Origin of the sequence: Chamaesiphon sp. GL140_3_metabinner_50 (assembly GCF_025361915.1) — a bacterium.
Lineage (GTDB): Bacteria > Cyanobacteriota > Cyanobacteriia > Cyanobacteriales > Chamaesiphonaceae > Chamaesiphon.
In genome coordinates this window covers 1-25,647 of record NZ_JANYJC010000094.1, presented here as the reverse complement: position 1 = coordinate 25,647, position 25,647 = coordinate 1, and the positions used below count along the sequence as shown (strand labels likewise).

Annotated in this window: 27 protein-coding genes; 15 read left to right on the top strand and 12 right to left on the bottom strand. The window is 45.5% G+C overall.

All coding sequences use genetic code 11. The features are described from left to right. Positions 1-576, bottom strand: a 576-nt coding sequence (locus tag Q0R35_RS05150; RefSeq protein ID WP_366944827.1) for a chloride channel protein, incomplete at its 3' end; no start/stop codon positions are given. A gap of 374 nt (positions 577-950) precedes the next feature. Here Q0R35_RS05150 and Q0R35_RS05145 point away from each other — a divergent pair. Further along, positions 951-2,384 carry an MlaD family protein gene (locus tag Q0R35_RS05145; RefSeq protein ID WP_295615020.1) on the top strand — a complete coding sequence of 478 codons (1,434 nt, stop codon included), beginning with the start codon at positions 951-953 and terminating at the stop codon, positions 2,382-2,384. A gap of 4 nt (positions 2,385-2,388) precedes the next feature. Here the strand turns inward: Q0R35_RS05145 and Q0R35_RS05140 are convergent, their stop codons facing one another. Next, positions 2,389-3,201: a Tab2/Atab2 family RNA-binding protein gene (locus tag Q0R35_RS05140; RefSeq protein ID WP_295615019.1), complete on the bottom strand. Its 813-nt coding sequence runs from the start codon at positions 3,199-3,201 to the stop codon at positions 2,389-2,391. 97 nt (positions 3,202-3,298) lie between these two features. On the opposite strand from Q0R35_RS05140, the gene menB reads away from it, so the two are divergent. Beyond that, on the top strand, positions 3,299-4,132 hold the full coding sequence (menB, locus tag Q0R35_RS05135) for a 1,4-dihydroxy-2-naphthoyl-CoA synthase (RefSeq protein ID WP_295615018.1): 834 nt from the start codon (positions 3,299-3,301) through the stop codon (positions 4,130-4,132). A gap of 127 nt (positions 4,133-4,259) precedes the next feature. Here the strand turns inward: menB and Q0R35_RS05130 are convergent, their stop codons facing one another. The 5 genes from Q0R35_RS05130 to Q0R35_RS05110 all read right to left on the bottom strand — a co-directional run bounded on the left by Q0R35_RS05130 (position 4,260) and on the right by Q0R35_RS05110 (position 8,023). Further along, positions 4,260-4,745 carry a hypothetical protein gene (locus Q0R35_RS05130; protein ID WP_295615017.1) on the bottom strand — a complete coding sequence of 162 codons (486 nt, stop codon included), beginning with the start codon at positions 4,743-4,745 and terminating at the stop codon, positions 4,260-4,262. A gap of 182 nt (positions 4,746-4,927) precedes the next feature. Beyond that, positions 4,928-6,364, bottom strand: coding sequence for a glutamate--tRNA ligase (gltX, locus tag Q0R35_RS05125; protein WP_295615016.1), 1,437 nt, complete (start codon positions 6,362-6,364; stop codon positions 4,928-4,930). Between the two features lie 98 nt (positions 6,365-6,462). Then, the gene (locus Q0R35_RS05120) at positions 6,463-7,074 is read right to left on the bottom strand and encodes a YdcF family protein (protein ID WP_295615015.1); all 612 of its coding nucleotides are present in this window, start codon (positions 7,072-7,074) and stop codon (positions 6,463-6,465) included. Positions 7,075-7,218: 144 nt separating this feature from the next. Further along, positions 7,219-7,356, bottom strand: coding sequence for a photosystem II reaction center protein K (locus Q0R35_RS05115; protein ID WP_295615014.1), 138 nt, complete (start codon positions 7,354-7,356; stop codon positions 7,219-7,221). Positions 7,357-7,699: 343 nt separating this feature from the next. After that, positions 7,700-8,023, bottom strand: coding sequence for a DUF1830 domain-containing protein (locus Q0R35_RS05110; protein ID WP_295615013.1), 324 nt, complete (start codon positions 8,021-8,023; stop codon positions 7,700-7,702). 360 nt (positions 8,024-8,383) lie between these two features. Here Q0R35_RS05110 and Q0R35_RS05105 point away from each other — a divergent pair, with 360 nt between their 5' ends. The 6 genes from Q0R35_RS05105 to hemC all read left to right on the top strand — a co-directional run bounded on the left by Q0R35_RS05105 (position 8,384) and on the right by hemC (position 14,295). Then, positions 8,384-9,943: a photosystem II high light acclimation radical SAM protein gene (locus Q0R35_RS05105; protein WP_295615012.1), complete on the top strand. Its 1,560-nt coding sequence runs from the start codon at positions 8,384-8,386 to the stop codon at positions 9,941-9,943. 395 nt (positions 9,944-10,338) lie between these two features. Beyond that, a complete protein-coding gene (locus Q0R35_RS05100; protein WP_295615011.1) occupies positions 10,339-10,863 on the top strand; it encodes a phosphate-starvation-inducible PsiE family protein in 525 nt (174 codons plus the stop codon). 186 nt (positions 10,864-11,049) lie between these two features. Further along, positions 11,050-11,820, top strand: coding sequence for a hypothetical protein (locus Q0R35_RS05095; protein WP_295615010.1), 771 nt, complete (start codon positions 11,050-11,052; stop codon positions 11,818-11,820). A 122-nt stretch (positions 11,821-11,942) separates the two neighbouring features. Beyond that, positions 11,943-12,251 carry an urease subunit beta gene (locus Q0R35_RS05090; protein WP_295615009.1) on the top strand — a complete coding sequence of 103 codons (309 nt, stop codon included), beginning with the start codon at positions 11,943-11,945 and terminating at the stop codon, positions 12,249-12,251. Positions 12,252-12,300: 49 nt separating this feature from the next. Further along, complete coding sequence (locus tag Q0R35_RS05085; protein WP_295615008.1) at positions 12,301-13,017, top strand: Uma2 family endonuclease; 717 nt, start codon at positions 12,301-12,303, stop codon at positions 13,015-13,017. 273 nt (positions 13,018-13,290) lie between these two features. Next, the gene (gene hemC, locus Q0R35_RS05080; protein ID WP_295615007.1) at positions 13,291-14,295 is read left to right on the top strand and encodes a hydroxymethylbilane synthase; all 1,005 of its coding nucleotides are present in this window, start codon (positions 13,291-13,293) and stop codon (positions 14,293-14,295) included. A gap of 241 nt (positions 14,296-14,536) precedes the next feature. Here the strand turns inward: hemC and Q0R35_RS05075 are convergent, their stop codons facing one another. Then, positions 14,537-15,052 carry a hypothetical protein gene (locus tag Q0R35_RS05075; RefSeq protein WP_295615006.1) on the bottom strand — a complete coding sequence of 172 codons (516 nt, stop codon included), beginning with the start codon at positions 15,050-15,052 and terminating at the stop codon, positions 14,537-14,539. Between the two features lie 155 nt (positions 15,053-15,207). Here Q0R35_RS05075 and Q0R35_RS05070 point away from each other — a divergent pair, with 155 nt between their 5' ends. Beyond that, positions 15,208-15,786 carry a phosphatase PAP2 family protein gene (locus Q0R35_RS05070; RefSeq protein WP_295615005.1) on the top strand — a complete coding sequence of 193 codons (579 nt, stop codon included), beginning with the start codon at positions 15,208-15,210 and terminating at the stop codon, positions 15,784-15,786. A gap of 101 nt (positions 15,787-15,887) precedes the next feature. Continuing rightward, the gene (locus Q0R35_RS05065; RefSeq protein ID WP_295615004.1) at positions 15,888-16,511 is read left to right on the top strand and encodes a CPP1-like family protein; all 624 of its coding nucleotides are present in this window, start codon (positions 15,888-15,890) and stop codon (positions 16,509-16,511) included. A 38-nt stretch (positions 16,512-16,549) separates the two neighbouring features. Here the strand turns inward: Q0R35_RS05065 and Q0R35_RS05060 are convergent, their stop codons facing one another. After that, positions 16,550-17,545: an alpha/beta hydrolase gene (locus tag Q0R35_RS05060; protein WP_295615003.1), complete on the bottom strand. Its 996-nt coding sequence runs from the start codon at positions 17,543-17,545 to the stop codon at positions 16,550-16,552. Positions 17,546-17,837: 292 nt separating this feature from the next. Between Q0R35_RS05060 and pgeF the strand changes: the two genes are divergently transcribed. Then, positions 17,838-18,641 carry a peptidoglycan editing factor PgeF gene (pgeF, locus tag Q0R35_RS05055; RefSeq protein ID WP_295615002.1) on the top strand — a complete coding sequence of 268 codons (804 nt, stop codon included), beginning with the start codon at positions 17,838-17,840 and terminating at the stop codon, positions 18,639-18,641. A 162-nt stretch (positions 18,642-18,803) separates the two neighbouring features. Here pgeF and thrC read toward each other — a convergent pair whose 3' ends face one another. Continuing rightward, positions 18,804-19,907: a threonine synthase gene (thrC, locus tag Q0R35_RS05050; RefSeq protein ID WP_295615001.1), complete on the bottom strand. Its 1,104-nt coding sequence runs from the start codon at positions 19,905-19,907 to the stop codon at positions 18,804-18,806. A gap of 175 nt (positions 19,908-20,082) precedes the next feature. Here thrC and Q0R35_RS05045 point away from each other — a divergent pair, with 175 nt between their 5' ends. Beyond that, complete coding sequence (locus Q0R35_RS05045; protein WP_295615000.1) at positions 20,083-20,553, top strand: DUF2127 domain-containing protein; 471 nt, start codon at positions 20,083-20,085, stop codon at positions 20,551-20,553. Positions 20,554-20,637: 84 nt separating this feature from the next. Here the strand turns inward: Q0R35_RS05045 and Q0R35_RS05040 are convergent, their stop codons facing one another. After that, positions 20,638-21,030 (bottom strand): DUF2809 domain-containing protein, encoded by a 393-nt coding sequence (locus tag Q0R35_RS05040; protein WP_295614999.1) that lies wholly within the window; start codon positions 21,028-21,030, stop codon positions 20,638-20,640. 40 nt (positions 21,031-21,070) lie between these two features. On the opposite strand from Q0R35_RS05040, the gene Q0R35_RS05035 reads away from it, so the two are divergent. Then, positions 21,071-21,769: a hypothetical protein gene (locus Q0R35_RS05035; protein ID WP_295614998.1), complete on the top strand. Its 699-nt coding sequence runs from the start codon at positions 21,071-21,073 to the stop codon at positions 21,767-21,769. A gap of 149 nt (positions 21,770-21,918) precedes the next feature. After that, positions 21,919-23,232, top strand: coding sequence for a hemolysin family protein (locus Q0R35_RS05030; protein WP_295614997.1), 1,314 nt, complete (start codon positions 21,919-21,921; stop codon positions 23,230-23,232). A gap of 38 nt (positions 23,233-23,270) precedes the next feature. Here Q0R35_RS05030 and queC read toward each other — a convergent pair whose 3' ends face one another. After that, positions 23,271-23,954: a 7-cyano-7-deazaguanine synthase QueC gene (gene queC / locus Q0R35_RS05025; protein ID WP_295614996.1), complete on the bottom strand. Its 684-nt coding sequence runs from the start codon at positions 23,952-23,954 to the stop codon at positions 23,271-23,273. Positions 23,955-24,308: 354 nt separating this feature from the next. On the opposite strand from queC, the gene Q0R35_RS05020 reads away from it, so the two are divergent. After that, positions 24,309-25,370, top strand: coding sequence for a Gfo/Idh/MocA family oxidoreductase (locus tag Q0R35_RS05020; protein WP_295614995.1), 1,062 nt, complete (start codon positions 24,309-24,311; stop codon positions 25,368-25,370). Positions 25,371-25,647: the final 277 nt, after the last annotated feature.

Sequence of the window (25,647 nt, the reverse complement as noted above, 5' to 3'; positions counted from 1 at the left end):
ATGGTGCAATCCCCAGGCTAGCGTAATTCGAGCGCCAATAATTGCCGCGATCGCACACGGAAACAATCCATCGTAGCGCAACGTCCCGATCGTTAACACTTCCAGCCCAAAGACCATTCCGGCTAGTGGCGTTCCAAATACTGAGGCAATTCCGCCGCTAATTCCCGCCATTAGCACGATGCGGCGATCCACTCCCGGAAACCGATAGATCTGCGTCAACCTATCTGCTAGAGCCGCACCCATCTGTACCGCCGTACCTTCTCTACCTACCGACGCACCAAATATATGGGCGATTGTCGTACCGAGTAATACTAGCGGTGCCATCCGGAGCGGAATTATGGTTTGTGGCTCGTGAATTTCTGCGAGTACTAGGTTATTTCCGGCGGCGACGCTATTCCCAAAATAATGGTACAGCAACCCACTCAGCAACCCACCCAGGGGAAGCAGCCGTAAAATCCAGCGATGAGATTCTCGCCATGCTGTCGCCAAATTGAGGGTAGCCAGCAAGATTGCTGAAGATGTTCCTGTTAACAGTCCGATCGATCCCCCCACAATCAGCGGTAGTGCGAGGAGCATCCACAGCGATTTTACCAAATCGATCGCCGATCTAAACCATCTAAATTTCATCTATTTACTCACAGCTCATATCAATAAGTCAGGGGATCGGGAATAGGGAATAAAGGATAGGGGATCGGGAATAGGGGGTCATTATTTACCTTTTACTCTCCTATTACCCGCGAATCGTTAATTAGTCTCGATCGGGAATAATTACGATAGCAACGAGGTAACATAGAGATTGGCGCAGATAGACAATTTATTCAGAGCGAATCAGATCGTCCTCAATTTAGCATCTATTGTGAATAAAATCGAGAAATTAGCAGCTCGAAGATTGTAGATTCGAGAAGTTCAAATCGTCCAGATAACTTTCAGTTTAGGAGCAATAAATTAAAATGCAATCACGCGCAGTCCGAGAAGGTTCGGTTGGATTGATGCTTATCGCCGGATTGGGAGTCTTCGGGGCGATTTTCTTATGGCTCAAAGGATTGACACCAGGAAATCAGAGTTACAATATTATCGCGCAATTTGCTCAAGCACCTGGAATTCAGCCTGGAGGTGCAGTCAGATATCGGGGAATTCGAGTTGGTAAAATTACCAAAATCGAACCGGGTATAAATGGAGTCGGAGTAGTTATGCAAATGGACGACCCCAATTTGACAATTCCTAAAGATGTATCGGTAGAAGTCAGTCAAACTGGATTGATTGGTGAACCAGTGATTGAAATTATACCGCGTAATAGTGTTGCAATTAATACTAGTTCGATCGCCAAAGCATTAGATAGTAAATGCGATAATAATGTAATTCTTTGCAATAATGCCAAAGTTGACGGCAAGATTGGGGCGAACTTTAATGAATTAATGCGACGTGCGACTACATTGATCGATCTATATAGCAATCCTGAGGTAATTAAAAATCTCAATAATACCTTAGTCAAAACAGGAGCGGCTGCTGAAGACTTTTCCAAGCTTAGTAAAAATCTCAATAAAGTCAGTAGTGAATTTTCTAGCCTGCCTAAATCTGTCGAAGCTGGATTGACAAATTTGTCAGTTAAAGCAAATATTTTAACAACATCGCTCGATCGCACTAGTACTAAAATCGGGCAAAGTGCCGATAAGTTTAGTGTTACTGCTGCCGAATTGACAGCCACAGCCGCAGAATATAAGAAGTTAGCAACATCCGTCAATAGTTTGGTAGTCGAGAATCGCAAGACTTTTGCATCTTCGCTTAATAATTTCGACAAGCTGAGTGTCGATTTACGGAAAACAGTTAATTCTGTCAATCCTTCGATCGTCAAACTGAATACCACAGTATCTAAAATAAATTCAGATAAATTAGCCAAAGATTTAGAAGGTGTCTTGAGTAATGCCAATCAAACATCGCTAAATTTGAGGAAAATTACTGATAATTTAAACGATCCTAAAACATTGTCAATGTTGCAACAGACATTAGACTCCGCCAGATTAACATTTCAAAATACCCAAAAAATCACATCCGATTTAGACGATCTCACCGGGAGTCCAGAGTTTCGATCGAACCTTCGCAACCTAGTAAATGGTTTGGGTAAATTAGTCTCTTCTGCCGAACAACTAGAACAACAAGCCAAATTAGCCCAAACGATCGAACCATTAAATAAATCACTCGCCAATATCAGTCAACTTCCCGCACAAAATTCGACCACTCTAATTTATAACACTCCCGAACTAACAAAAAAGCCAGCAACACCAACATACAAATTGCAAGGTACCAGTCAACCATTGCCTAAACTCACGCCCGAAACTCAGATAGAACTAATTCCGATTCCTGATGGAGTAAGGAGTAAGAAGTAATTATTTAACTCTGTAATAACCAAATTCCACTATTTGTAATCCCCGAATCATCGGGAGTTATTAATAGAAAATGTAAACCATGTACGAGGCGTTTGCGTGCTTCGTACAGCTTGGCGGCTTGACTGACTAGAGCATCATTAAAAGTCAACATCACCCAGCGATCTGCCAAACCAGCATCTAAAACCAAACCACCCGGATCGTCACCCAAATAATTGAGACTCACAGGCTCCGTCTCGGCAATCCACCGCGCCAATCGCATCGATTGTCTCCCGCCATATATAATCACACCAGGGATGGCTACATTGGCACCTAGCCCCCAATGCGGTGGTAATAAGTAATCTGGCATCGAAATAATTGGCATCGGTCGATCGTGAAAATCCGCTACTAATTGTCCCGCTGTCAGCGTCACGAATTGCCACTTATCGCCAATTAAATAATCGGGAATCGGCAACGGTGGGGGCGACTCGATCGCCAGTGGTTGATAATTAGGATTACGATAACTCTGCGCCTGTTGTTGCAATAACTTCTTGAGTGCGATCGTGCGTCGTGTTGCTACAACTTCAATGCCTAATTTCTCGCCAGCCGCTCGAACTAAGCCTACACTTTGCGGGCGAAAAACTTGAATTAATTTGGGTAAATCGTCAGTTGTCGCTAACTTTAACTGTGCGGCAATCCACTCCGCATTTACCTGTTTTTGGGGACAAATCGCCGTATGAAACCAGCCCCCATCAGCAGCACAAATTACCAGCTCCCAGAGGGTTTCACCTCGTTCATTTTGCTGCGGACGACTAGAAATATCTGCTTGCCAGGTAGTCATTTAGGAAGAGTGTGGAGGAATGTGAGAGGATAAAAACCTAAAGCCTAAAGCCTAAATCTGCTGTAAACTAAACGTTGTTCGGAGTCTAGTAGCAAGCATGGAAATTACCTGGCGATCGGTCAAAACTTACACAGATATTCTCTATCATAAAGCCGATGGCATCGCAAAAGTGACCATCAACCGTCCGGAAAAGCGGAATGCCTTTCGTCCGCAGACGGTATTTGAGATGTACGATGCGTTTTGTGATGCACGGGAAGATACCAGTATTGGCGTGGTGCTGCTCACAGGTGCAGGCCCCCATACCGATGGTAAATATGCCTTCTGTTCTGGTGGCGATCAATCTGTGCGCGGACATGGGGGTTATCAGGGCGCAGACGGCATTCCGCGATTGAATGTACTGGATCTCCAACGCTTGATACGATCGATGCCTAAGGCGGTAATAGCGATGGTAGCGGGTTATGCGATCGGCGGCGGTCATGTTTTACACTTAATTTGCGATTTGACCATTGCGGCTGATAATGCGATCTTCGGGCAAACGGGGCCGAAAGTGGGTAGTTTCGATGGTGGATTTGGGGCGAGTTATTTAGCGCGCATCGTCGGTCAAAAGAAGGCGCGAGAAATTTGGTATCTGTGCCGTCAATACGATGCACAAGCGGCTTTAGATATGGGTTTGATTAATTGTGTAGTCCCGATCGACAGATTAGAAGCCGAAGGGATAAAATGGGCACAAGAGATCCTCGCCAAAAGTCCGATCGCGATTCGCTGTCTCAAAGCCGCTCTCAATGCCGATTGCGATGGACAAGCTGGCTTACAAGAATTAGCGGGTAATGCGACGTTGCTTTACTACATGACCGAAGAAGGTGCAGAGGGTAAGCAAGCCTTTCTAGAAAAGCGAGAGCCTAATTTCCGTCAGTATCCTTGGTTGCCTTAGTTTTAGATAGATCTGCTGCTTGGCGAGACAAGATCGACTAAGATTCGCGAGGTTAGAGGGTGACAGCAATCATGAGGCTGTCACCAAAGCAATCTGCTCTTATCAATAATAAGCTACGAGTAATTGACTATTTAGATTCATTCTGCCCGCCCGATCGCATTCTTTGTAATCTCAGTTCTTGCTCGGCAACTTGCTTTTTAAGAAGTTCTAGTTGAGTTTGGGTAGTTTGTCTTTGCGATTCGAGTAATTGGGTTTCCGATCTCAATTTAGCCATCCGTGCATTATGATCGTCTGTGCGCCCTGGTTGGAAAGTAATGCCTAAATAAATAGTCGTATTGCGCCCGTCAATTGTGTTGAGTGCGGCACCTAAGTTCAACCCAAAGTCATTTTCGGTATTGACCGGGTTTTGAATGACGGGACTCAGGGGAATGCTAGGATAAATAACACTTTGGCTATTATTATTCTGCGGATTGGTTTGGACGACTGTATTGCCTGGAGAGTTATTGCCGACAGTAGAAGTTTGATTGGAAGGGCTAGTTGTCTGTGCTTGCGCGAGGTTAGCTCCTAGCAAGATTCCGGACGTTAGTGTAGCGATCGATAAATATTTAATCATCACGATTTTGCTGGTAAAGAGTTTGGGTAAATGGATCTGTCCAATCTTAATCTACACACAAACTCTTGCAAAATCGACACTTGTATGTGAAATGTCGTGAATAGTGGATAGTGTGTCTGACGATCGTCCGTCATAACTGAGTAGGGGGCAATTTATTAGTTGCCCCCTACCCGATTGCGGAATTATCCCACGACTCGATCGATGCGCGGTACTGCTAATTGATGTTGGTGTAAGAGTAGCACGGACTGAATCAAATCGGGGCCGTGAACTTCGCCTGTGAGGGCAGCACGGAGGCTTTGCATCACTAGACCTTTTTTGACGTTTTGCTCTTTTGTCACCTGTTTAATTAGATCCTGGACTTCGCTCTCGACCAATTCGGGCTTGGCTTTGATGGCTGCTGCGAGACTAGTTAGCACTTCTTTGGCACCTGGTTGAGTGACTTTGGCGGTAGCTTCTTCATTGAGCGTGACGGTATCGGTAAAAAATGTCCGACTAATTTCGACGCATTCATCCAGCCGCGCAAGGCTGGCACCAATTAAGCTGGTAAGCTGGAGCAACCACGATCGATCTGTTTCGGGATCGAATTTAAACCCAGCGGCTTGCCAATAAGGAATTAATTCGGGTAATAATTGCTCGGCGGTCATGGCGTGGATATACTGACTGTTAATCCAGTTGAGTTTATCCCAATCAAATTTGCCCCCAGCTTTGTTGACTCGATCGAAATCAAACTGTTTTGCGGCTACATCTAGGGTAAATAACTCTTCGGCATCGGGAGACGACCAACCCAACAAGGTCATATAATTGACTAAAGCTGGTGCCACATAGCCCATTTGCTTGAAATCGTCGATCGAAGTTACGCCATCGCGTTTGGAGAGTTTCTTACCTTCAGCACTCAAGATTAGGGGTGTATGGGCAAATTCGGGCACCTTCACGCCTAAGCCTTCATACAACAAAATTTGTTTAGCAGTATTGGCGATATGATCTTCCCCACGAATAACATGGGTAATCTTCATATCGATATCATCGACGACTACGGCTAAATTATAGAGCGGTTGTCCGAGTTCGTGCTCGTCAGCGGCGCGAGAAATTACCATATCTCCACCCAAGTCAATACCTTTCCAGGTGACAGTATCGCGTACTAAATCTACCCAGCTAATTTCGCGATCGTCTTCTATCTTAAATCTAATTACCGGGCGACGACCTTCAGCGATAAATGCGGCTTCTTGCTCTGGGGTAAGCTGACGATGGCGGTTGTCGTAGCGCGGTGCTTGATGGTTGGCTTCTTGAGCGGCGCGCAACTCGTCGAGTTCTGCGGGAGTGGTGTAGCAGCGGTAAGCACTACCGTTATCTAATAATGTTTGAATCGACTGACGATATAAATCTAGGCGTTGAGATTGGAATAATGGCCCTTCATCCCAATTTAAGCCCAACCATTGCATCCCGTCGAGGATATTTTGGGTATACTCAGATTTGGAACGTTCGGTGTCGGTATCTTCGACGCGGAGGATAAATGTCCCACCGTAACGGTGCGCGAATAACCAGTTGAAGACGGCGGTACGAGCGGTACCAATATGTAAGTTACCAGTTGGGCTAGGAGCGATGCGAACTCTGACTGTCACGGCTAATTATTATCGAGCGGTACACCTTTGATTGTAAATGGTTCCGCCTGTGGAGATCTCGATCGATCGCCCTGCATCTTACCTTAATTTGAGATCCCTCAAGGGAACAGGATGAGATCTCGTCCCCACGCAAATAATTCGTGACAACCAGAGGCAATTTTCCACCACCATCGCTCGAAAGGTCGATACGATCCCACCACAAAAGTGCGTTCGCATAAATGGGGGCGTTGCTTGCATAGGTACCGTCGCCCCCTTTGAGCGTGCAAGCTATCCGATGCAATCAGAATCCGACTGTACTTCTCGAAAGAAGGGATAGAGAACTTGATATTTTCCCAAGTATTCTGGGCATGAGTTTCCAAGACGATTACATCGGGTGATACTCCCAAGCCACGAGCTATTTGAGCCATCGTCTGAGCTTCGACAATTTGATTTTCAACTGCTGCGCCAGAGAAAACTATGCGATCGCATTTACTGTTGCGAAATGCTTGTACTCCTGTCGCTACGCGCATTTGCTGAACGGGGCTGGCGGTACCATCGCTGTATGATGGATAACCTAGCACTAATACCCCACAGCTTTTGCCTGGAGATGAATTTGTCGCAATATTACAGGCAACCCAATCGGCTAATTCACTACAACAGATCGTTAAGATCGTGAGTATCATAGCTAGGCGCAGCCAACGTTGCCACTTTAAAATACGGCGCATTCTCATCAATCCATTCCGACAACTCTTCCACAGTACAAAAATAGACACCCTAGATCTAAGGATGTCTTGTAACGCAAAGTTTCAGTTCGGTTGTAGTTTTCAAGCTCTACTCACTCGCAAGTAAGCAGATCTCACAAATCCGCGCTTAACTTAGCGGAAACCTACAGCAGCTTGCCAAACAAAGGCTAAAGCTAGGAATAATACTGGGATGATTGGCAGAACATCTACTAATGGATCGAAGATGGCATATGCTTCTGGCAATTTGGCAATTAGGAGTGCTGCGTCCATATTTTGTTAATCCTTGTTTTTAACACGGTTATTATAGTTATCATGTATTTTACCATGCCTGGGGTCTCCGAGCGGAGGATCGCGGGCAACTAGATGGAGTGCGATTCTCGTTCGCGTAGCGTCTCGTTTCGAGAAGAGGCTGTGCCTAAAGGCAGGCTATCGCCAACGCCAACGATAGCTAACGATCGAATTTAGTTAGATAAGATTAAGATAGTAGAGGCGATCGTCAGACTTGGGATAGATTCAAGTTCGACGATCGCGTCTTGCGTACGATCGACATAATAGTCATAAAACTGTTGCAATTAGTCACTTAATTAGCGAGTGATATATAAAGCTAAGTCAATTATTTATGAGCGTACTGTAAATCGTTAGCAACAGTCGGAATACCGAACGGGTGAGGTTCGTCTTCTCCCATCACGATTAGTTGTTGGCAAGGTATTTTATCTGATAAAATAGAACTAGCCATCATTCCCGTATGAATTTCTAGATAGCCATAGCTAGGAGCTTCAAAGATTAATCGTTGTCCGGGAAATACCACCCGCTCGAAGTACCAATTGTGAACATTGGTGATGCGGGCAACTTGAATCTGACTGGTGTTATTTACATAGCAACAACAAACCTCAGTATTTTCATTGTCTTGGGGTAAGGGGTCGAGAATGTGAGACATAATTATCTATTTCGCCTGGTGCCCAGAGAAAGATCGACTCTTTTACGGTATCACCCCTATTTAGAGAGAAGCTGTAAAGTTTACTACTTTTTGTGCTTACTGGGGATCGCTTACACCGCCTATAGGCAAGAATACCCACAAATACTGTGCCAATCTTCATTCAGCGGCTACCTTTCCACTTAATTCTTGTGTAAAGTTATATTAAAGCCATTAATAAATTTACCAACAGCAAGACACGATTACGATTTTTGGCACCCCACACAGCAACCGCCTCAATCGCCCTCTCCACACTATAAAAACATCATATAGCCCAAACTCCTTACTCCTTACTCCTTACTCCTTACTCCTTACTCCAAAGTTATGACCGCCAAGATCCTCTACTGTCGCCTCCCTTGCAATCCAATTTTCCCGATCGGGGTGGTATATTTATCAGACCACGTTCACAAGCAGTTTCCGGCTGTCGAGCAACGGATTTTTGACTTGGGAACGATACCACCGCTGGATTATGGTAAAGCACTCGATACCGAAATCGACAAATTCCAGCCCGATTTATTAGTCTACTCCTGGCGGGATATTCAGATTTATGCGCCTGTAGGGGGACGCGGCGGAAATCCGCTCCAGAACTCCTTTGAAGTATTCTACGATCGCAACCCGCTCAAGAAGCTGCGCGGTGCGTTAGGTGGCGCACGGATGCTTCAGAGTCACTATACCGAACTGTGGCGGAATATGTCGCTGATTAAGCGCGGATTCAAACGGGCGAAAAAATATAACCCCACGACTCGATTAGTAGTCGGTGGGGGTGCTGTGAGCGTTTTTTACGAGCAGCTATCTAAGAGCTTACCAAAAGGGGCGATCGTTTCGATCGGCGAAGGAGAAGCTTTGCTCGAAAAGTTAATTAAAGCTGAAGATCTTACTCACGAACGGTGCTATGTTGTCGGTGACGCACCCCGGAAAGGATTAGTCCACGAACCGCCAGCTCCGATCGAAAAGACCGCGTGTAACTATAATTATATCGAGACAATTTGGCCGGAATTTAGCTATTACCTCCAAGATCGAGATTTCTATGTTGGGGTGCAGACAAAACGCGGTTGCCCTCACAACTGTTGTTATTGTGTTTATACGGTTATTGAAGGCAAACAGGTACGAATCAATCCAGCCGATGAAGTCGTCGCCGAAATGCGTCAATTATACGATCGCGGGATTCGGAACTTTTGGTTTACAGATGCTCAGTTTATCCCGGCGCGACGGTATATAGATGATGCAATCGAGCTACTACAAAAGATCGTCGATAGTGGGATGGAGGATATTAAATGGGCGGCTTATATTCGCGCCGATAATGTCACCCCCGAACTCTGCGAATTAATGGTCAAAACGGGGATGAATTATTTTGAAATCGGTATCACTAGCGGTTCTCAAGAATTAGTTCGCAAAATGCGGATGGGCTATAATCTCCGTACTGTTCTCCAAAACTGCCGCGATCTCAAGGCGGCAGGATTTGAAGATATGGTGTCGATTAATTACTCATTTAATGTCATCGACGAAACCCATAAAACAATCCGCCAAACGATTGCCTATCATCGCGAGATGGAGAAGATTTTCGGTGCAGATAAAGTCGAACCAGCAATCTTCTTTATTGGTCTACAACCGCATACGCATCTAGAAGAATATGCCTTTAAGAATGACATCATCAAGCCCGGTTATAACCCAATGAGTCACATGCCTTGGGTTGCCAAAAAACTCCTCTGGAATCCCGAACCGTTAGGCTCATTCTTCGGTGAAGTTTGCCTCCAAGCCTTCCGCGATAACCCTAATGATTTCGGACGGGAAGTGATGAATATTCTCGAAGCACGATTGGGTAAATCGGAGTTAGAAGAAGCTCTAACCGCACCTGTCGAAGTGAAACAGTTAGCTAAAGTTTAGAGCGATTAAGGTGGCGACAATTTATAAATTGTCGCCACCATTTTTTTAGCGATCGCATTTTTAAATAATTAGAATGGTAAGAATTAGGACAAAAACATGCGATCGATGTCAACTTCCATCTGACATCTTATATCGAGTTCGAGTTGATAAATCAGGTGATTGGCAGTTTGTTTGTGATAAGTGTTGGCAATCGATCGATCGAGAGAATCCCGATTATGTTTATGGTGGTACTTGGAAAGCGCGGAAGCGATAGAACTTATCGGCTTGATACTCAGCAGTTATCGATCTAATTTTATTGATGATATTTATCAAAACATCTCATCGATGAAGGATTGCGCCAATGCGAGATGGTAAGTTACTTTAGAGAGATGTCCCTTATCGCAGGAACTAGAGAGATGAAGACCTTAATCACCGCGCCCATTACTAATAATTCCCCGATCGCTACCGTAAAGGTGCCGTGGTATGCCAAGCTCAGTCGCAGTCACATCGTGCGGGTTTTGGAATTGGTGCAGGATGCGATTGCCATTTCTCTATGTATTGGATTGTTCTGCGTGATGGTTCTGCAACTGAAAGAAATTTTTCTGTCGTTAATAACGACTCTAAATTTTCATGAAATCACGGCTGACATTTTATTTATTTTAATTCTAGTAGAATTATTTCGGCTGTTAATTATCTATCTGCAAGAACAGCGAGTTTCGATCGGAGTGTCCGTAGAAGTGGCGATCGTTTCGGTACTGCGGGAGGTAATTGTCAAAGGGATTCTCGAAGTTCAATGGCAACAAGCAATCGCTACTTGTGCCTTTCTGATTTCGATGGCGATTTTAATGGTGGTGCGGGTTTGGATTCCACCAACTTTTGAAGGGATCGATCCAGAACATCAAGTTTCAGCTCGACTCAATGCAAACAAGCATCACGAGTAATATAGCAACCACCGCACTAGTTAGGACATATTAGATCCCCGACTTTTTTAACTCTTTAAGAAGTCGGGGATTTGTTTTTGGCTTTGGCTTGTGCAGGTTAAAAAAGTAGCATAAGCCGAGTGTCAAGCCGATAGATATCGATCCACAATGGAGCATCAGCAAATATAAACACAACATAGAAATTTTATGTACGGCAGTATCGCAGTTTTTAATTCTGGATTACTTTTTCTCGCCCTATTGGCATTCGGTTTATTAAATTGGTTGCAGATTCCGGCTGGTAATCTGTGGGATTGGGCGATCGGCATTGGCATTTTTGAATGGACAATTTTAATTGTTACGGTGCCGTGGAATATTTATTTTAAAGCTAAAGCTGTTGCCCAGACAGGATTAGAATCTCAGCTTCAAGGTATCGAAGTTGAAGATCGTCAGATTCAATATGCGAGCAGCGTTGCAACTAAATCTTTAGTTGTCGCGATCGGGTTGCATTTGCTCACCGCAAGTGGATTATACTGGTTGGCAATTAGTGGCATTACGCCATTAGGTTACTGGAGTTCGATCGGGGTACTATTACTAACATTATTACGTCCGGCAATTAGCACTTACGAGTATTTAGCCGAGCGATTATCGGCAATGCAACAGCAATTTACTTACCCGCGCAATGATATTTTAGAATTACGCGACAGGTTTAGCCAATTAGAAGACACTGTAGAACGCTTAACCGACAGGTTAGATCCCGATAATGATACATCTTGGTTGAGCCAACAAAATTATCGTTGGGAAACTAATCGCGAAGAAATTGCTAAACTGACAGTTGCGATTGCTAATCTCAAAGCCACTAACGAATCAGAGCATCAACGATTAGCCCAAGAAGCCAGACAAGCAATTTCTCAAATTACCGTCGATGGTCAATTTCTAGAGCACGCGCGCGAATTGATTCGATTTTTTAAAACAGCCTAAATTAGGCTTTAGGTTTTAGGTTTTAGGATTTAAATAAATATACAATGTCTGTGATGGTAATATAATTTAATGAATTTCTATCTAAGATCCAATACTTAACACCTAATACCTAACACCTAATTATGATTCCTGGTGAAATTATTGCTCGATCTGGTGAGATCGAATTAAATGTCGATCGACGATCGATTGAATTAACTATAGCAAATACTGGCGATCGACCGATTCAGGTTGGTTCTCACTATCATTTTTATGAAGTAAATGCCGCCTTGAGATTTGATAGAGCATCAACAAGAGGAATGCGGCTAGATATTCCGGCTGGTACCGCCGTCAGATTCGAGCCAGGAGACGAGAAACAAGTCCGATTGGTAGATTTAGCAGGCTCTCGCGAAATCTATGGATTTAACGCCCAGATCGAAGGTAAACTCGATTGAGAAAATTTATAGTAAAATTGAATTACTCGCACATATACAGTAGGTAGCTATGGTCGCTCAAATCCCTACAGAAACTACTACCCAAGTTATTTATCCCGATTGTGACGGTCAGCCGATGTCCGATAATACCAAACAGTTTCGGTGGATCGTGACAATTAAAGAAAATCTCGAACTGCTGTTCGCCGAAAATTCTGACGTATTTATCGCTGGAGATTTACTCTGGTACCCAGTCGAAGGCAATAATAAAATTCGCCAAGCTCCCGATGCGATGGTAGCCTTTGGTAGACCAAAAGGTGACCGTGGTTCTTATCGCCAGTGGATAGAAGGTGGAATTGCACCACAAGTAGTATTTGAAATCCTCTCTCCTGGCAACCGGATGTCAGAAATGAGCCGGAAATTGCATTTTTACGAGCAGTATGGGGTAGAAGAATATTATATTTACGATCCAGATCGGATTGATTTTACAGGTTGGATGCGGAATGGAGATCGATTAGAATCGATTGAAGATGCTAGCAATTGGGTTAGTCCTCGACTGGGGATCCGGTTTAATATGCAGCCTGATACGCTCATCATTTATCGTCCTGACGATCGACCATTTTTGAGCTTTGTAGAAATAGATAATCGTCGTCAGCAAGCCGAGCAACGAGCCGAGCAATCGGATCTACGAGCCGAGCAAGCCGAGCAAGAAGCGCAAGCGGCTCGACAACAAGCTGAAAAATTAGCAGCTAAATTACGTGAATTAGGCATCGATCCCACAAATTTGTAACTATTAGTATCGAATTAAGCCATTACTAATGTTTGTGAACCAGTTAGGGACTTGCGTGGAAATAACATCCCAGATATTTGCGAGTTTATGTTTCGACTGGTAGTTTATTAAATTGCAAGTCCCTTATCGCGATCGATCTAAGCGATCTAAGTCAATGGTGGAGATGATTCCAGACAGTGGAGATAGATCGATCGTCACTAGCAACCGATCGCTAATGGCTGTATCCTAGATTGGGTATTTATATATGCTCGAATTAACAATCGCTTTTATTATATGTCTGCTAATATTACCAACCCCACCCAGATAATCCGCATCGCTTCGCGGAAAAGTCAACTAGCATTAGTCCAAACTCATTGGGTGCAATCCGAATTACAAAAACATTTTCCCGATCGCACCTTTGAAGTCGAGATGATGAGTACCCAAGGCGATAAAATCTTGGATGTACCGCTGGCGAAAATTGGCGATAAAGGTTTATTTACTAAAGAACTCGAAGTCAAAATTCTCGATCGAACTGCCGATTTAGCCGTACACTCGCTTAAAGATCTCCCCACTAATTTACCCGCAGGCTTAATGCTCGGTTGTATCACCGAACGCGAAAATCCCGCCGACGCGCTCGTTGTCAATGCCAAACACCAAGGTTTACAGCTCGAAACCCTCCCCGCAGGCGCAGTAATCGGGACATCTTCATTACGGCGGTTGGCTCAACTGCGGCACCATTTTCCGCACTTTGCATTTAAAGATGTGCGCGGTAATGTCAATACTCGCTTGGCAAAGCTAGATGCGGGTGAATACGATGGGCTAATCCTAGCTGCGGCGGGTCTACAACGCCTCGATTTTGGCGATCGGATTCATCAGGTCATTCCGGCTAGTTTGTCGCTCCATGCGGTCGGACAGGGGGCACTAGGGATCGAATGTCGGACTGAAGATCCGGAAATACTTGCCATTCTTCAAACCCTACAGCATCAGCCGACGGCCGATCGTTGTTACGCAGAGCGGGCATTTTTACGGGAATTAGAAGGCGGTTGTCAAGTCCCGATCGGAGTCAATACTACCATCGATGGTGACAATCTGACTCTAGTGGGGATGGTATCTAGTCTCGACGGACAAAGGCTAGTGACAGATACAATCACTGGTTTGGCGACTAATGCCGAACAAATTGGTAAGGATCTCGCTCATCTATTGCGGAGTAAAGGCGCGCAAGAGATTCTTAATGAAATCTTTGAATTAGTTCGCCGAGACGGATTGAAAAAAGTTTTAGACGAACAAACGAATATTTAATGGTCAAAAAATAAGGTAGGGGCAATTCATGAATTGCCCCTACCTTATTTTTCTAACCTCAACGGTTAGAAACCGCTGTCTTGATGCGCTAAACCCGGAGGAAACCTCCGGAGCGCGCATCGCTGCTCAGAGTGTAAAGTCCGCCTACGTGGACTAATATGTCAGTCCGCAGGCGGACTTTGCAACACTAGCCACGATTTCAATCGTTGGCATTTTAGTGGATAGCAACTGGGGTTAGTTATTATTTGCGCTGAAACTTTTTGAGATTGGCGAGAGAACTCTGATAGCCACTACTATCGCCCATGATTCTATACAACTCTACCGCAATCTTCAGATCGGAAATTGCCCCCTTACAATCGCCCATTTGATGGCGGGCAAATGCCCGATTATTATAGGCAATCGCTCTTTCTGGCTCGATGCGGAGTACCTGTGAATAGTCGAGATACGCCCCTTGATAGTCTTTCATATTGACTTTGGCATTAGCACGATTGCTATATGCCAGAATGTTGTTAGGATCGAGGCGAATTACTTCTGTATAATCGGCGATCGCGGGGATATTTTGTTGTAGTCTGGCGTGTAAGATTCCGCGTTGCAGATATGCGTCCAAATCTTTAGGGTTTTGTTGTAGCGTCGCATCCAGACTGGCAAGTGTCGGTTGTGGTTGACTGGAATCGGGTGCAGCTATAGCTAGTAACGGTGTCGATGTCAGGACGATCGCGCTTAGTAAGATACTCAGTTTAGATAAATATTTAGTCATCGGCAATAATACGAGAACAGAGCTACGACATTCTACAAGCCATTGTATGAGTTTTCCGGCATTAAATTTTACATGGGGTCGATCGGGTTGCCTGTTGCTGCGACAAAAGGCGGTATTATGCAACTGCGATCGATAGTAACGAAACAGGGGTATTTATGTCTTGGAAACACGGATTGGTTGCTGCGACGGTGATGTTAAGTACTACGCTTTGTGCACCTAGCGTTCGAGCGCAAACAACTAATAAAGGATTTTCTGAGTTTGTCTCTGGCGCGGGTACGGTACTATTTTTAGGTGGCGGTTCGTTACTGCCCCTGCTCACTGATGGAGCCGATGGCGGACAACATTCATTACGAGTAGTTGACGCATTAACCACGAGCGCGGCATTATGCTATGGACTTAAAGAAGTAGTCAGATCCCCTCGCCCCGATAACGAACGAGAACTCGATAGCTTTCCGAGTTGTCATGCCACTACCGCCTTTGCTGTGGCGCGCATTCAGAGCCACTATCATCCCGACTATGCCATTCTCTGGTATGGGGGAGCTGCTTTAATCGGTTATTCACGCGTCGATCTCAATCGTCACCGTTTGACAGACGTACTCATCGGTGCGGGGTTAGGCTACTTAGTCGGCGAAATCGAATTGGGGCAAAAACGCGGTTTACTGTTATTTCCACTAATTCGCCAAGATGCCCAAGGTAATACGATTGTCGGGTTACAAGTTAAGGGTGAGTTTTAATGCCCTAGATTCTTAACATTTACATGCAAATGTGGCAGATACTTCCAAAGCAGTCTAGAGTAAGAAATAGTTAGGTGGAGACCATCGATCGGAGGTTGTGAATGAGTCAGCAGAATCCTTATGAGCAGCTAGGGGTGACAGAAGATGCCACCTTTGAAGAGATTCAAGCTGCGAAACAACGCGTTATCGCTCAGTTGGGTAGCGATCTACAACTACAAGATAATGTAGAAGCAGCCTATGATGCGATTTTAATGGAACGGCTCAAACTTCGCCAACAGGGCAAAATTAAAGTGCCCGATGGAATTAGGTTTCCCGAAAAGTCACCTGCCGTTCCTGCCAAATTTATATCCCTCTCAGTACCGAACTCGCCCAGTTGGATGGGAGATACCTTCGAGCAGCCCGATCGATCGCAGCTTTTAACCACATCTGGCGTGTATGCTGTATTGGGCGGAGCTGCCCTAGTGCCGAGTATCGCAAATGCCGCGTTACCCACGCTGGTTGCCTTCGGGGTAGGGTTTAGTTTGTATTTTGTCAATCAAAAGCAACATCGATTTAAACGCGCTCTACTGGGCAGTTTGATGGCTCTGATTGTCGGTTCGGCGATCGCCGCAATATTGGTAAACTATTTACATCTACCTGTCGAGCAAATTGGCGTTCATGGTGAAGTTTTTGCTGGATTGCTGGTGTTCGCGCTGTTATGGATCGTGAGTAGTTATACGAAGTAATTGTCAGGGCAGTTTCTGGATTGCCCTAACCTGAAATCTCAGCAGTTCGACCGATCGACTAAAATAGCAACAGCATTAACAATTGCCTCAGGTTCGTCGATCCACACGAAATGACTGCTGCGCTCGGCAAAAATTTGCTGAGTATCGGTAGATAATTTCAGTAAATCGAGATGAATGCGATCGCGGACTCGATCGGCAGTATGTAATGATAATAGTTTAATGCCTAATAACGGTCGCAAAAAAGTTTGAGATTTAATGCTGATTATTGGTAGGTTGCCTAGATTGTCGGCAGCTTTTAATTGTCTGCCACTAGTATCTAAATTACACATTTCCCTACCCATTGTCAGCCAATGCCGAGCTGAATAAAATGACCGTTTGACATATTGACGATCGCGTTTAGGAAACTTTTTTAGTTCGGGTTTAATTAGCTCGAATACACCTAATTCGCCCACAATTCTCACGATACCTAATGCAGCTCCGATCGCGACAAACCCAAAACTCAGCGTGAAAAATAGTTTCAGCACTCCCACGCTTAAAGGTAAAGCTAACATCGAATCTTCATGCAAACCATCAGTTAGAATTAGTCCCTGCACTTCGGTAGGGAATTGATGAGCGTACAACCGCAGATTATAACTACCAAACGAATCTCCAACTAAAATATATGGTGGCGAAATTTGGGCTGTAGCTAATAATTCGTGCAATTCATTCACAATTTGTTGACTGGTGCGCGGCGCAGTAGCACTTTCGCTCCAGCCATATCCAGATCGATCGTAAATACAGACTCTAGTTACTTTAGCCAGTTCTTCGATTAATAAATAACCTTCAACACCACCCAAACTCGCATCGATAATAACGGTAATATTACCATTTCCTCGGAGCGTTAAGTGACGATTTTTACCATCGCTATTCATAACTAATTTACCTGGAGGGGCTAAAACTTGGCGATCGCGATAAGTGGCAAATTGATGATAAATTGTTGTCGCAGTCAGGATCGCAAGCTCGATCGCTTGGAGGGATGATAAGCTATTAAACATAATATTGATAACTACGAATCGATCGCGAATATCGGTGGCAATGTTAACCCAAGTTGCTAGTTATGGGTTTTTAGTGGGATAGGTGTTAGGTTTGAGCTGTTAGGTTTTGCGGATCGGATCGCGAGGAGGTGCCCTCTCGCCAGAGTGTTTCACCAAGCAAGGTTTTATCCGATTGCTAATACTCAATACCTAATACCTAATGCCCAAATCTTTAACTTTGGTTATAACTAGCAACTTGCGTTATTAACTTACCCAAACCCGAACACCTAAACCTCAAACCTTACTTTAATTTATGTGGCAGTGGCAAACTGAATCGGGATTACCGTATTTAAGCTGCGATTTACTCGCTGACTGGCAACATGGCTTTTTTACGCGCCAGTTTTCCCCGCGCGAACCCCAAGAGCTAACTCCATCTTTGGATGCTACTGCGAGTACTCATCGGCTCAAGCAGATCCACGGCAAAGTTGTCTTAACCCCCACCGAAATTACCAATGCTGCGGAAATAGAAGTCGAGACAGGTTACGCGCTCGGCGATGGATTATTGACAGAGGCAGCCGCACAAGCGGTTTGGGTGGCTAGTGCCGACTGTAACCCGATTCTGATTGCCAATCGGCAGACGGGAAATGTGGCAGCGGTACATGCTGGCTGGCGGGGTACATCGCTCGGAGTCGTGAAGGTTGCAGTAACTCGACTATTGGCACAGGGAGGCAATTTAAACGATATTATCGTCGCGATCGGCCCCGCGATCGATGGTAAAGTTTACCAAGTAACCAAGCAGGTGGGATTAGAAGTGTGCGCCTCGATTTGCCAGGGGCAAGGCTTCGCCAACGCGCCAAAACCGCTCTCAGGCGACCTCGATGCCGATTTGACTAGTTTGTTAGGAATATCGAATTCACCCCTGTTGTCGGACGAGCAAGCGGGCAGGGTGAGGTTAGATGTGCGACGAGTCAATCAGTTGCAACTTGAAGGATTGGGAATAGATCCGGGGCAAATTTCGATCGCGCCGCACTGTACTTTTCAGGAGCCAGAATATTTCTTCTCTTATCGTCGGGAGAAGCTCAAAAAGATTCAATGGTCGGGAATTGTTAGTAAGTAATCTAAGTTGCTATCTATTTTGCCTGCGACTGAAGTCGCCGCTAGTGATGCGAAGTCCGCCTACGCGGACTAAGATATTCAGTCCGCGTAGGCGGACATTACGCAATCCGAGCGGCGGTTTTTGACCGCTGAAATCTCACAGAACACCCGTCTCCTATTCTCCCTAAAATCCCATCGCCGATGCTACCGCTTCCATATTTGCAGTGATGCCTTGCTGGAATGGATTAATTTTATTTGCGATCGCCGTATCGGGATCTTTAAGTCCATTCCCGGTTAGCACACAGACAACGGTAGCATTATTGGGTACGCGATCTTTGACTTTGAGTAACCCAGCTACCGAAGCCGCACTGGCAGGTTCGCAAAAAATTCCTTCGCGACTACCCAACCACCGATAAGCGGCGATAATTTCGGCATCGGTGACGGCATTAAATTCGCCGTGACTGGCATTCTTGGCGGCTACGGCTTTATCCCAATTAGCAGGATTGCCGATCCGAATGGCGGTGGCGAGAGTTTCGGGGTTTTTAACACGTTCGCCACTGACTAACGGTGCGGAACCTGCGGCTTGGAAACCCATCATTTTAGGGAGATTCCGACATTTGCCGTGTTGATGATATTGATTGAATCCCATCCAGTAAGCCGTAATATTACCACCATTACCAACGGGGATACACAACCAATCTGGCGCGTCGCCGAGGGCATCTACTAGCTCGAATGCTGCGGTTTTTTGCCCTTCTAAGCGGTAGGGATTGACCGAATTAACTAAGGTAATCGGGTAATTGTCTGCCATCTGCCGAACGATATCGAGCGCGTCATCGAAGTTGCCCTTAATAGCTAGAACTTCGGCACCGTATAGTAAAGCTTGCGCTAATTTACCCAAAGCGACATACCCATCGGGAATCAACACATAGGCACGCATTCCGCCCCGGACGGCATAAGCGGCCGCAGCAGCGGAAGTATTCCCCGTACTGGCACAAATTACTGCCTTGGCACCTGCTTCTTTGGCTTTACTGATTGCCATCGTCATCCCCCGGTCTTTGAAGCTACCCGTCGGATTTAAACCATCGTATTTGATATATACTTTCACGCCCCGACCGATTTCTGCGGCGATCGTCGGTACGGGGATTAACGGCGTGTTACCCTCATTGAGAGTAACTACGGGGGTCGTCGCACTCACGGGTAGATACGCTCTATAGTTTTCAATTAAACCCGGCCAACCACGATTGGTAGTAATGCCGGAATTGACTGCAATTTGGGTATCTAAGCTCATGATGTGACTTTAACCTGGTTAAAAAATTATGGGCGACTCTTGCTTTATGAAGATCGCAGACCCCGATGATTCTTCTATTGAAGCATAATTCTGAGCGATCTAGTGCCCAAGCGCAGAACTCTCGATCGAATCTAAATAACTTCAATTGCGACTGCTATACTACCTATTTATTCCCATGTCTGAACTACAGCCCCGTCCCCGCGCCCTAGTTGCGATCGTTATTTATAAGTGTTTTAGTGTCGGATTATTGACCTGTATTTCGATCGGGCTATTTCTAACATCCAAGAAATATGACGATCTGTTTGCCTTTGCCGAAGAATATATGATGACAGGCAAACGAGAAATTATCAAAGCTGGATTAGAACAAGTCGTCAGTATCTCGACTAGTAAAATGCAACTGGGGGCGTTAGTCGCGCTGATTTATGCACTGGTAAATGGCATCGAAGCTGTGGGACTGTGGAATCAAAAAGCCTGGGCGACAATGCTGGTAGTCGGCATTGTCGGTATTACAATTCCGATCGAAGTCTATGAGATTATCCACAAAGCCTCGATCGTTAAATTTGTAGTGTTCGCTATTAATATCGCCATGTTTGTCTATCTGCTCAGACACGCACTCGAAGAGCGGAACAAGCGGCGAGGGGGGTAAGAGAGTAAGGAGTAAGAAGTAAGAAGTAAGGAAAATCCCCTCCCCGTAGGGCGGGGTGGGTAGATCTTCGCTAAAACCTAAAACCTAAAACCTAAAACCTAGAAACTCTACCCACAGCCAGCCTAGATAGCTACCGACAAAATAGGCTGGAAAATCCGATCGTGAGAAAGTCGTACCGAGGATTAACCTACCGGGGAGTGTGGCGCGGATGGCTTGGAGCCAGGGAGGTTGGTAGAGTTGGAGCAATTCGATCGCACAAGTGGCGACACACACCCAGATGGCTGTCAGGCGCAGATTGGCTGGTGGGTAGATAAATAATACCAATAACATCAACAGAATTTGGTAGGCAATACTGCCACCAGCATCGCGAACATATTCGGGTAAGATGTGACTAAATCGAATACCATAGCCTAATGGTACGATCGCTAGTATATTGACTAGAAAAACCAGCCGCTGTCGATAAGATTTAATGGGCATTGCTCGACTACGGCTATCTCAATTGATTTTTGCAACAAACATGAAAAAAAGTCTCAAAGGCGATCGCACTTTATTACTGACCAGTATTTTACTATTTTTCATGCTAGCCGCAGGAATCATGAGTGGCGTACTGGGGTTTGTCTCTGGACACGAAGCTCTTAAAGGCGTAACTCAACCAGATATTCGTCCTAATAATAATAAAGGCGGCAACCAGCAGAATATTAATACCAAAGGGCTGGAACTAATTAAAGAGCAAGAAGTAATTGCTAATGTTAAAAAGCAGATGGGTATGGAAGAACCCAAATTAGATGCTAAACAGGCGCAAGATGCCAAGAAAAAAGCTGCTGAATTTAATAAAGCAGTCAAAAACGATCCGAAAACTGGTCTTCCCATTGGCAAACTGCCGATCGTCAGAGAGAATCAAGGGATTATGATGATCGTTAACTCAATTGCTACTAAAAGCAATCGGATTACGCTCGAATTGTCACTTGCCAATAATGGCAGTCAACCTATTAATTTCGGGCAAGGCGCGATGACGCTGACTAACGATCGATCTCAACCGATTAATGCCACTACAAATGGATTGCCCAGCAGTCTAGCGGCAAATGGTCGCAAAGTAAAAGTAACAATTTCTATTCCTAAAAATGCTCTCGATAAAGTGAAGAGTGTCTCGCTACAATTGATTGATGTAGATAAAAAACTCCAACTCGAAGCCCCTGGCGTTCCGGTTGGGAAGTAGATGGGAGATGGGAAGGAAGTAAGAAGTAAGAAGTAAGAAGTAAGGAGGATTGTGAATTGCACATCTATCTATTCTTCCCGTCCCCCCGTCCCCCCGTCTCCCCCTGTCTCCCCCTGTCTCCCATCTCCCATCCTTAAAAAATTCCGACAATGAACGATCCTCATCCGCTTTTAGGTGGTTCGGATATTGGGTGGCGACTCTTACTAGTAGTGGGTTTGATTGCGATCGATGCCTTTTTTGTGATTGCCGAGTTTTCGATCTTGTCAGTCAGGCGATCGCGAATCGCTCAATTAGTAGCTGCTGGAGACGATCGTGCCAAACAAGTCCAAGATCTACAACGAGGAATCGAGCGATTGCTCTCCACTACCCAAGTGGGTATTTCCCTGTCTAGTTTGGCACTCGGCTGGATTGGCGAACGCGCGATCTCCCAAATCCTCGTCCAAAAGTTAGCGAATATCCCCCTGGCGCATTCGCTGGCGATTCCGGTTACCTTTTTTGTATTGGCATATCTCCAAATTGTGTTTGGCGAACTGATTCCCAAATCGCTGGCGTTAATCTATGCCGAACAAATCGCGCGGGTTTTGGGCGCGCCGAGTCTGGCCATCGCGCGAATTTTTAGTCCCTTAATTTGGATCCTCGATCGATCTACCAAATTATGTTTGCGGTTAGTCGGGATTCGCGATCGGTATGATGGTCGCGATCGGGTAACATTCAAGGAGTTACAAGCGATCGTTGCGACAGATCGCGAATCGAGTGGATTGGCGATCGAACAACGCCAAATGTTAGCTAAAGTGCTGGAATCTGCCGATACGATCGCTACAGATATCATGATTCCTAACACTCAAATCGTCACCGTACCGCAAACTGCTACCTGTCAAACTCTACTGATTAAAGTAGCGACTACAGGCTATTCTCGTTATCCCGTCATCGATCCAGATTCAGGTAAAATTATCGGTGTCGTCGCTTTTAAAGATTGTGTCACTCTACTCGCACAAGGCAAAGCCGCCGGGAAAATCCCGATCGCCCAATGGATCGAGCCTGTCGGCTCTGTGACCGAATCGACGCTAGTTAGTGCCATTCTCTACCGGATGCAAGAGTCTAACGCTCAGATGACGATCGTGGTCGATGAGTTTGGCAATACGGCGGGCTTAATTACCCGTCAGGATGCGATCGCCGAAACCATCGGTATGAAAGTAAGTTCCGATCGACCCACGAAACTATGTCAGCAGCTCTCAGATGGGACATTTCTCGTTCAAGCCCAGATCGATATCGAAGATCTCAATCAATGTGTAAAAATCGATCTTCCCTTGTCAGAGGACTACCGCACCCTCGCCGGATTTTTGCTCGATAAATTGCAACAATTTCCACGTCCTGGGGAATCCTTAAATTATGGTGATTGGAGTTTGACGGTAATTTCTACTGTTGGGCCGAGGATCGATCGAGTCCGCATCCGGCGGGATTAGGCTTTAGGTTTTAGGTTTTAGGTTTTAGGTTTTAGGTTTTAGAGTTTCAACTCTCCACTACCGGGATCTACTCGTCCTAGTTCGGCAAAAGCGGCTAGTCGCAATCGACAAGAATCGCAGGTACCGCAGGGTAACGATGCTTCGGAATAGCAAGACCAAGTTTGCTCCCAGGGTACGCCTAAACGATCGCCAAGCTGAATAATTTCAGTTTTTTTAAGATCGATTAAAGGTGTGACGATTTCGATCGGATCGCCTTCTCTACCTTGCTTGGTACCCAGCCTAAATACCGATCGCATGGCATCGATATAATCCGGACGACAATCTGGATAGCCAGAATAATCTAGCGCATTGACCCCAATGTATACTCGACTGGCGGCGATCGCTTCAGCATACGCGAGTGCAAAACTCAAAAAAATCGTATTGCGAGCGGGAACATAGGTAACGGGTATAGATTCTGACATTTCAGCGAGATCGCGCTGTTGTGGGAGCGCAATTCCATTATCTGTCAGAGCCGAACCGCCCCATAGGCGGAGATCGAAGCTTACTACTTGATGGGCAGTGCTACCTGCGGCGATGGCGATCGTTTTAGCAGCTTCGAGTTCGCGCCGATGCCGTTGCTGGTAATCAAAAGAAAGTGCGTAGCAATCGTAACCTTCACTTTTTGCCAAATACAACACCGTCGAGGAATCTAAACCACCTGAGAGAAGGATAACTGCTTTCACAACGGCTAAAATATGAGGGATGAATGTGGCTTCTATTTTAGCCGTTCTCGCTCGTTCTCAGCGATGTGGACAGACAAACAGAACAGAGATCTAAAGAAACTGGAAGAATATTAAAGCTCTATCCACTATCCACACTTCGACTGTCGCTCAGTGCAAGCTATTCACTAAATCCTCTCTAATAGATAAAGTCATCGCTGTTAGGAACATAAACAAAACTTTTCGGTTCTTGACAATTATGATGCTGTGATAGTATCGGGATTGTTATGGGTGACATCAAGGCGATCTAGATAAATCGCGCACAACCGACAACTAATTCATAGCGGTGGAGGAGTAAATTTTAGAGTGAAAAGTAGCATGTCAACCAAACAGTTAGACACAAATATTCAGTCAGGTTCGCCCCAGCCGCTGAAAGTAGGACTTATCGGGATTGGTAATATGGGACAGCACCACGCACGGGTGTTGAGCCTACTCAAAAATGTCAAACTGGTTGGCATCGCTGATGTCAATGTCGAGCATGGTTTGGAAGCTGCGAGTAAGTACAAAGCAAAATTTTATGAAGACTATCGCGATCTGATCTCTCAAGTCGATGCTGTCTGTATCGCCGTCCCCACTAGATTACACTACGAAGTTGGCATCGCTTGTTTGCAGGCAGGAATTCACGTCTTAATCGAAAAACCGATCGCGGCAACGATCGCTGAAGCAGAAGCTTTAGTCAATGCGGCGGCTGAGTCTCAGTGTATCCTCCAAGTCGGACATATCGAACGCTTTAACCCCGTTTTTCAAGAACTCAGTCAAGTCCTTAAAACCGAGAAAGTATTGGCTCTAGAAGCACATCGGATGAGTCCCTATTCCAATCGGGCTAACGATGTTTCTGTCGTGCTAGATCTGATGATCCACGACATCGATTTATTAATGGAACTCGCTGGCGCGCCTGTCGTCGGTTTGACAGCTAGCGGTAGCCGTTGCCCCGAATCTAAATATCTCGACTATGTAACGGCAACTCTGGGTTTTGCCAATGGAGTCGTCGCAACATTGACGGCTAGTAAAGTCACCCACCGGAAGACGCGACTGATTGCCGCTCATTGTCGTCAATCGCTAACGGAAGCCAACTTCCTCAGCAATGAAATCTCGATCCACCGTCACAATGCCGATCTGCTCAATGAGTATCATCAAGGTTTGTACCGTCAAGATGGATTAATTGAGAAAGTATACGTCAAGAATATCGAACCACTATATGCAGAATTAGAGCATTTTGTCAACTGTGTTAGGTGCGGCAGCGAACCTTCTGTGGGGGGAGAGCAAGCTCTCAAAGCTCTTAGGTTGGCTACTTTAATCGAACAGATGGCTCTGGATGGAAAGGTGTGGAAATTAGCCGATCGCGATCGGGCAGGATTAATGGCTAATGTACCTGGTTAACCTGAGTTTGGGATAAGAAATGCCTGGAGACTGGAAGTCTCGGATCATGATGCAAAGTCCGCCGAAGCTATACTGGTTAACTAGTCCGCATAGCGAAAAGTGCGTTCTTGGGATTTCCCAGGAACGCATTTTTCACTGTCTTCAAAAGGTGCTTTACTTGCGGCTCACCTTTGGTTATTTTCCCCGTCAAAAGAGGTGAGACAGCGACGCATCGACCGGGAGGTTTCCTCCCGGTTGTGTGCGTCAAGACAAGACAGGGGAAACCAAGCGACGTTTG

Bases quoted from the DNA above. Each gene is read 5' to 3' on its own strand.
- Q0R35_RS05145 (WP_295615020.1), top strand. From the start codon at position 951: ATGCAATCACGCGCAGTCCGAGAAGGTTCGGTTGGATTGATGCTTATC.
- Q0R35_RS05140 (WP_295615019.1), bottom strand. From the start codon at position 3,201: ATGACTACCTGGCAAGCAGATATTTCTAGTCGTCCGCAGCAAAATGAA.
- menB (WP_295615018.1), top strand. From the start codon at position 3,299: ATGGAAATTACCTGGCGATCGGTCAAAACTTACACAGATATTCTCTAT.
- Q0R35_RS05130 (WP_295615017.1), bottom strand. From the start codon at position 4,745: ATGATTAAATATTTATCGATCGCTACACTAACGTCCGGAATCTTGCTA.
- Q0R35_RS05120 (WP_295615015.1), bottom strand. From the start codon at position 7,074: ATGAGAATGCGCCGTATTTTAAAGTGGCAACGTTGGCTGCGCCTAGCT.
- Q0R35_RS05115 (WP_295615014.1), bottom strand. From the start codon at position 7,356: ATGGACGCAGCACTCCTAATTGCCAAATTGCCAGAAGCATATGCCATC.
- Q0R35_RS05110 (WP_295615013.1), bottom strand. From the start codon at position 8,023: ATGTCTCACATTCTCGACCCCTTACCCCAAGACAATGAAAATACTGAG.
- Q0R35_RS05105 (WP_295615012.1), top strand. From the start codon at position 8,384: ATGACCGCCAAGATCCTCTACTGTCGCCTCCCTTGCAATCCAATTTTC.
- Q0R35_RS05100 (WP_295615011.1), top strand. From the start codon at position 10,339: ATGAAGACCTTAATCACCGCGCCCATTACTAATAATTCCCCGATCGCT.
- Q0R35_RS05095 (WP_295615010.1), top strand. From the start codon at position 11,050: ATGTACGGCAGTATCGCAGTTTTTAATTCTGGATTACTTTTTCTCGCC.
- Q0R35_RS05090 (WP_295615009.1), top strand. From the start codon at position 11,943: ATGATTCCTGGTGAAATTATTGCTCGATCTGGTGAGATCGAATTAAAT.
- Q0R35_RS05085 (WP_295615008.1), top strand. From the start codon at position 12,301: ATGGTCGCTCAAATCCCTACAGAAACTACTACCCAAGTTATTTATCCC.
- hemC (WP_295615007.1), top strand. From the start codon at position 13,291: ATGTCTGCTAATATTACCAACCCCACCCAGATAATCCGCATCGCTTCG.
- Q0R35_RS05075 (WP_295615006.1), bottom strand. From the start codon at position 15,052: ATGACTAAATATTTATCTAAACTGAGTATCTTACTAAGCGCGATCGTC.
- Q0R35_RS05070 (WP_295615005.1), top strand. From the start codon at position 15,208: ATGTCTTGGAAACACGGATTGGTTGCTGCGACGGTGATGTTAAGTACT.
- Q0R35_RS05065 (WP_295615004.1), top strand. From the start codon at position 15,888: ATGAGTCAGCAGAATCCTTATGAGCAGCTAGGGGTGACAGAAGATGCC.
- Q0R35_RS05060 (WP_295615003.1), bottom strand. From the start codon at position 17,545: ATGTTTAATAGCTTATCATCCCTCCAAGCGATCGAGCTTGCGATCCTG.
- pgeF (WP_295615002.1), top strand. From the start codon at position 17,838: ATGTGGCAGTGGCAAACTGAATCGGGATTACCGTATTTAAGCTGCGAT.
- thrC (WP_295615001.1), bottom strand. From the start codon at position 19,907: ATGAGCTTAGATACCCAAATTGCAGTCAATTCCGGCATTACTACCAAT.
- Q0R35_RS05045 (WP_295615000.1), top strand. From the start codon at position 20,083: ATGTCTGAACTACAGCCCCGTCCCCGCGCCCTAGTTGCGATCGTTATT.
- Q0R35_RS05040 (WP_295614999.1), bottom strand. From the start codon at position 21,030: ATGCCCATTAAATCTTATCGACAGCGGCTGGTTTTTCTAGTCAATATA.
- Q0R35_RS05035 (WP_295614998.1), top strand. From the start codon at position 21,071: ATGAAAAAAAGTCTCAAAGGCGATCGCACTTTATTACTGACCAGTATT.
- Q0R35_RS05030 (WP_295614997.1), top strand. From the start codon at position 21,919: ATGAACGATCCTCATCCGCTTTTAGGTGGTTCGGATATTGGGTGGCGA.
- Q0R35_RS05020 (WP_295614995.1), top strand. From the start codon at position 24,309: ATGTCAACCAAACAGTTAGACACAAATATTCAGTCAGGTTCGCCCCAG.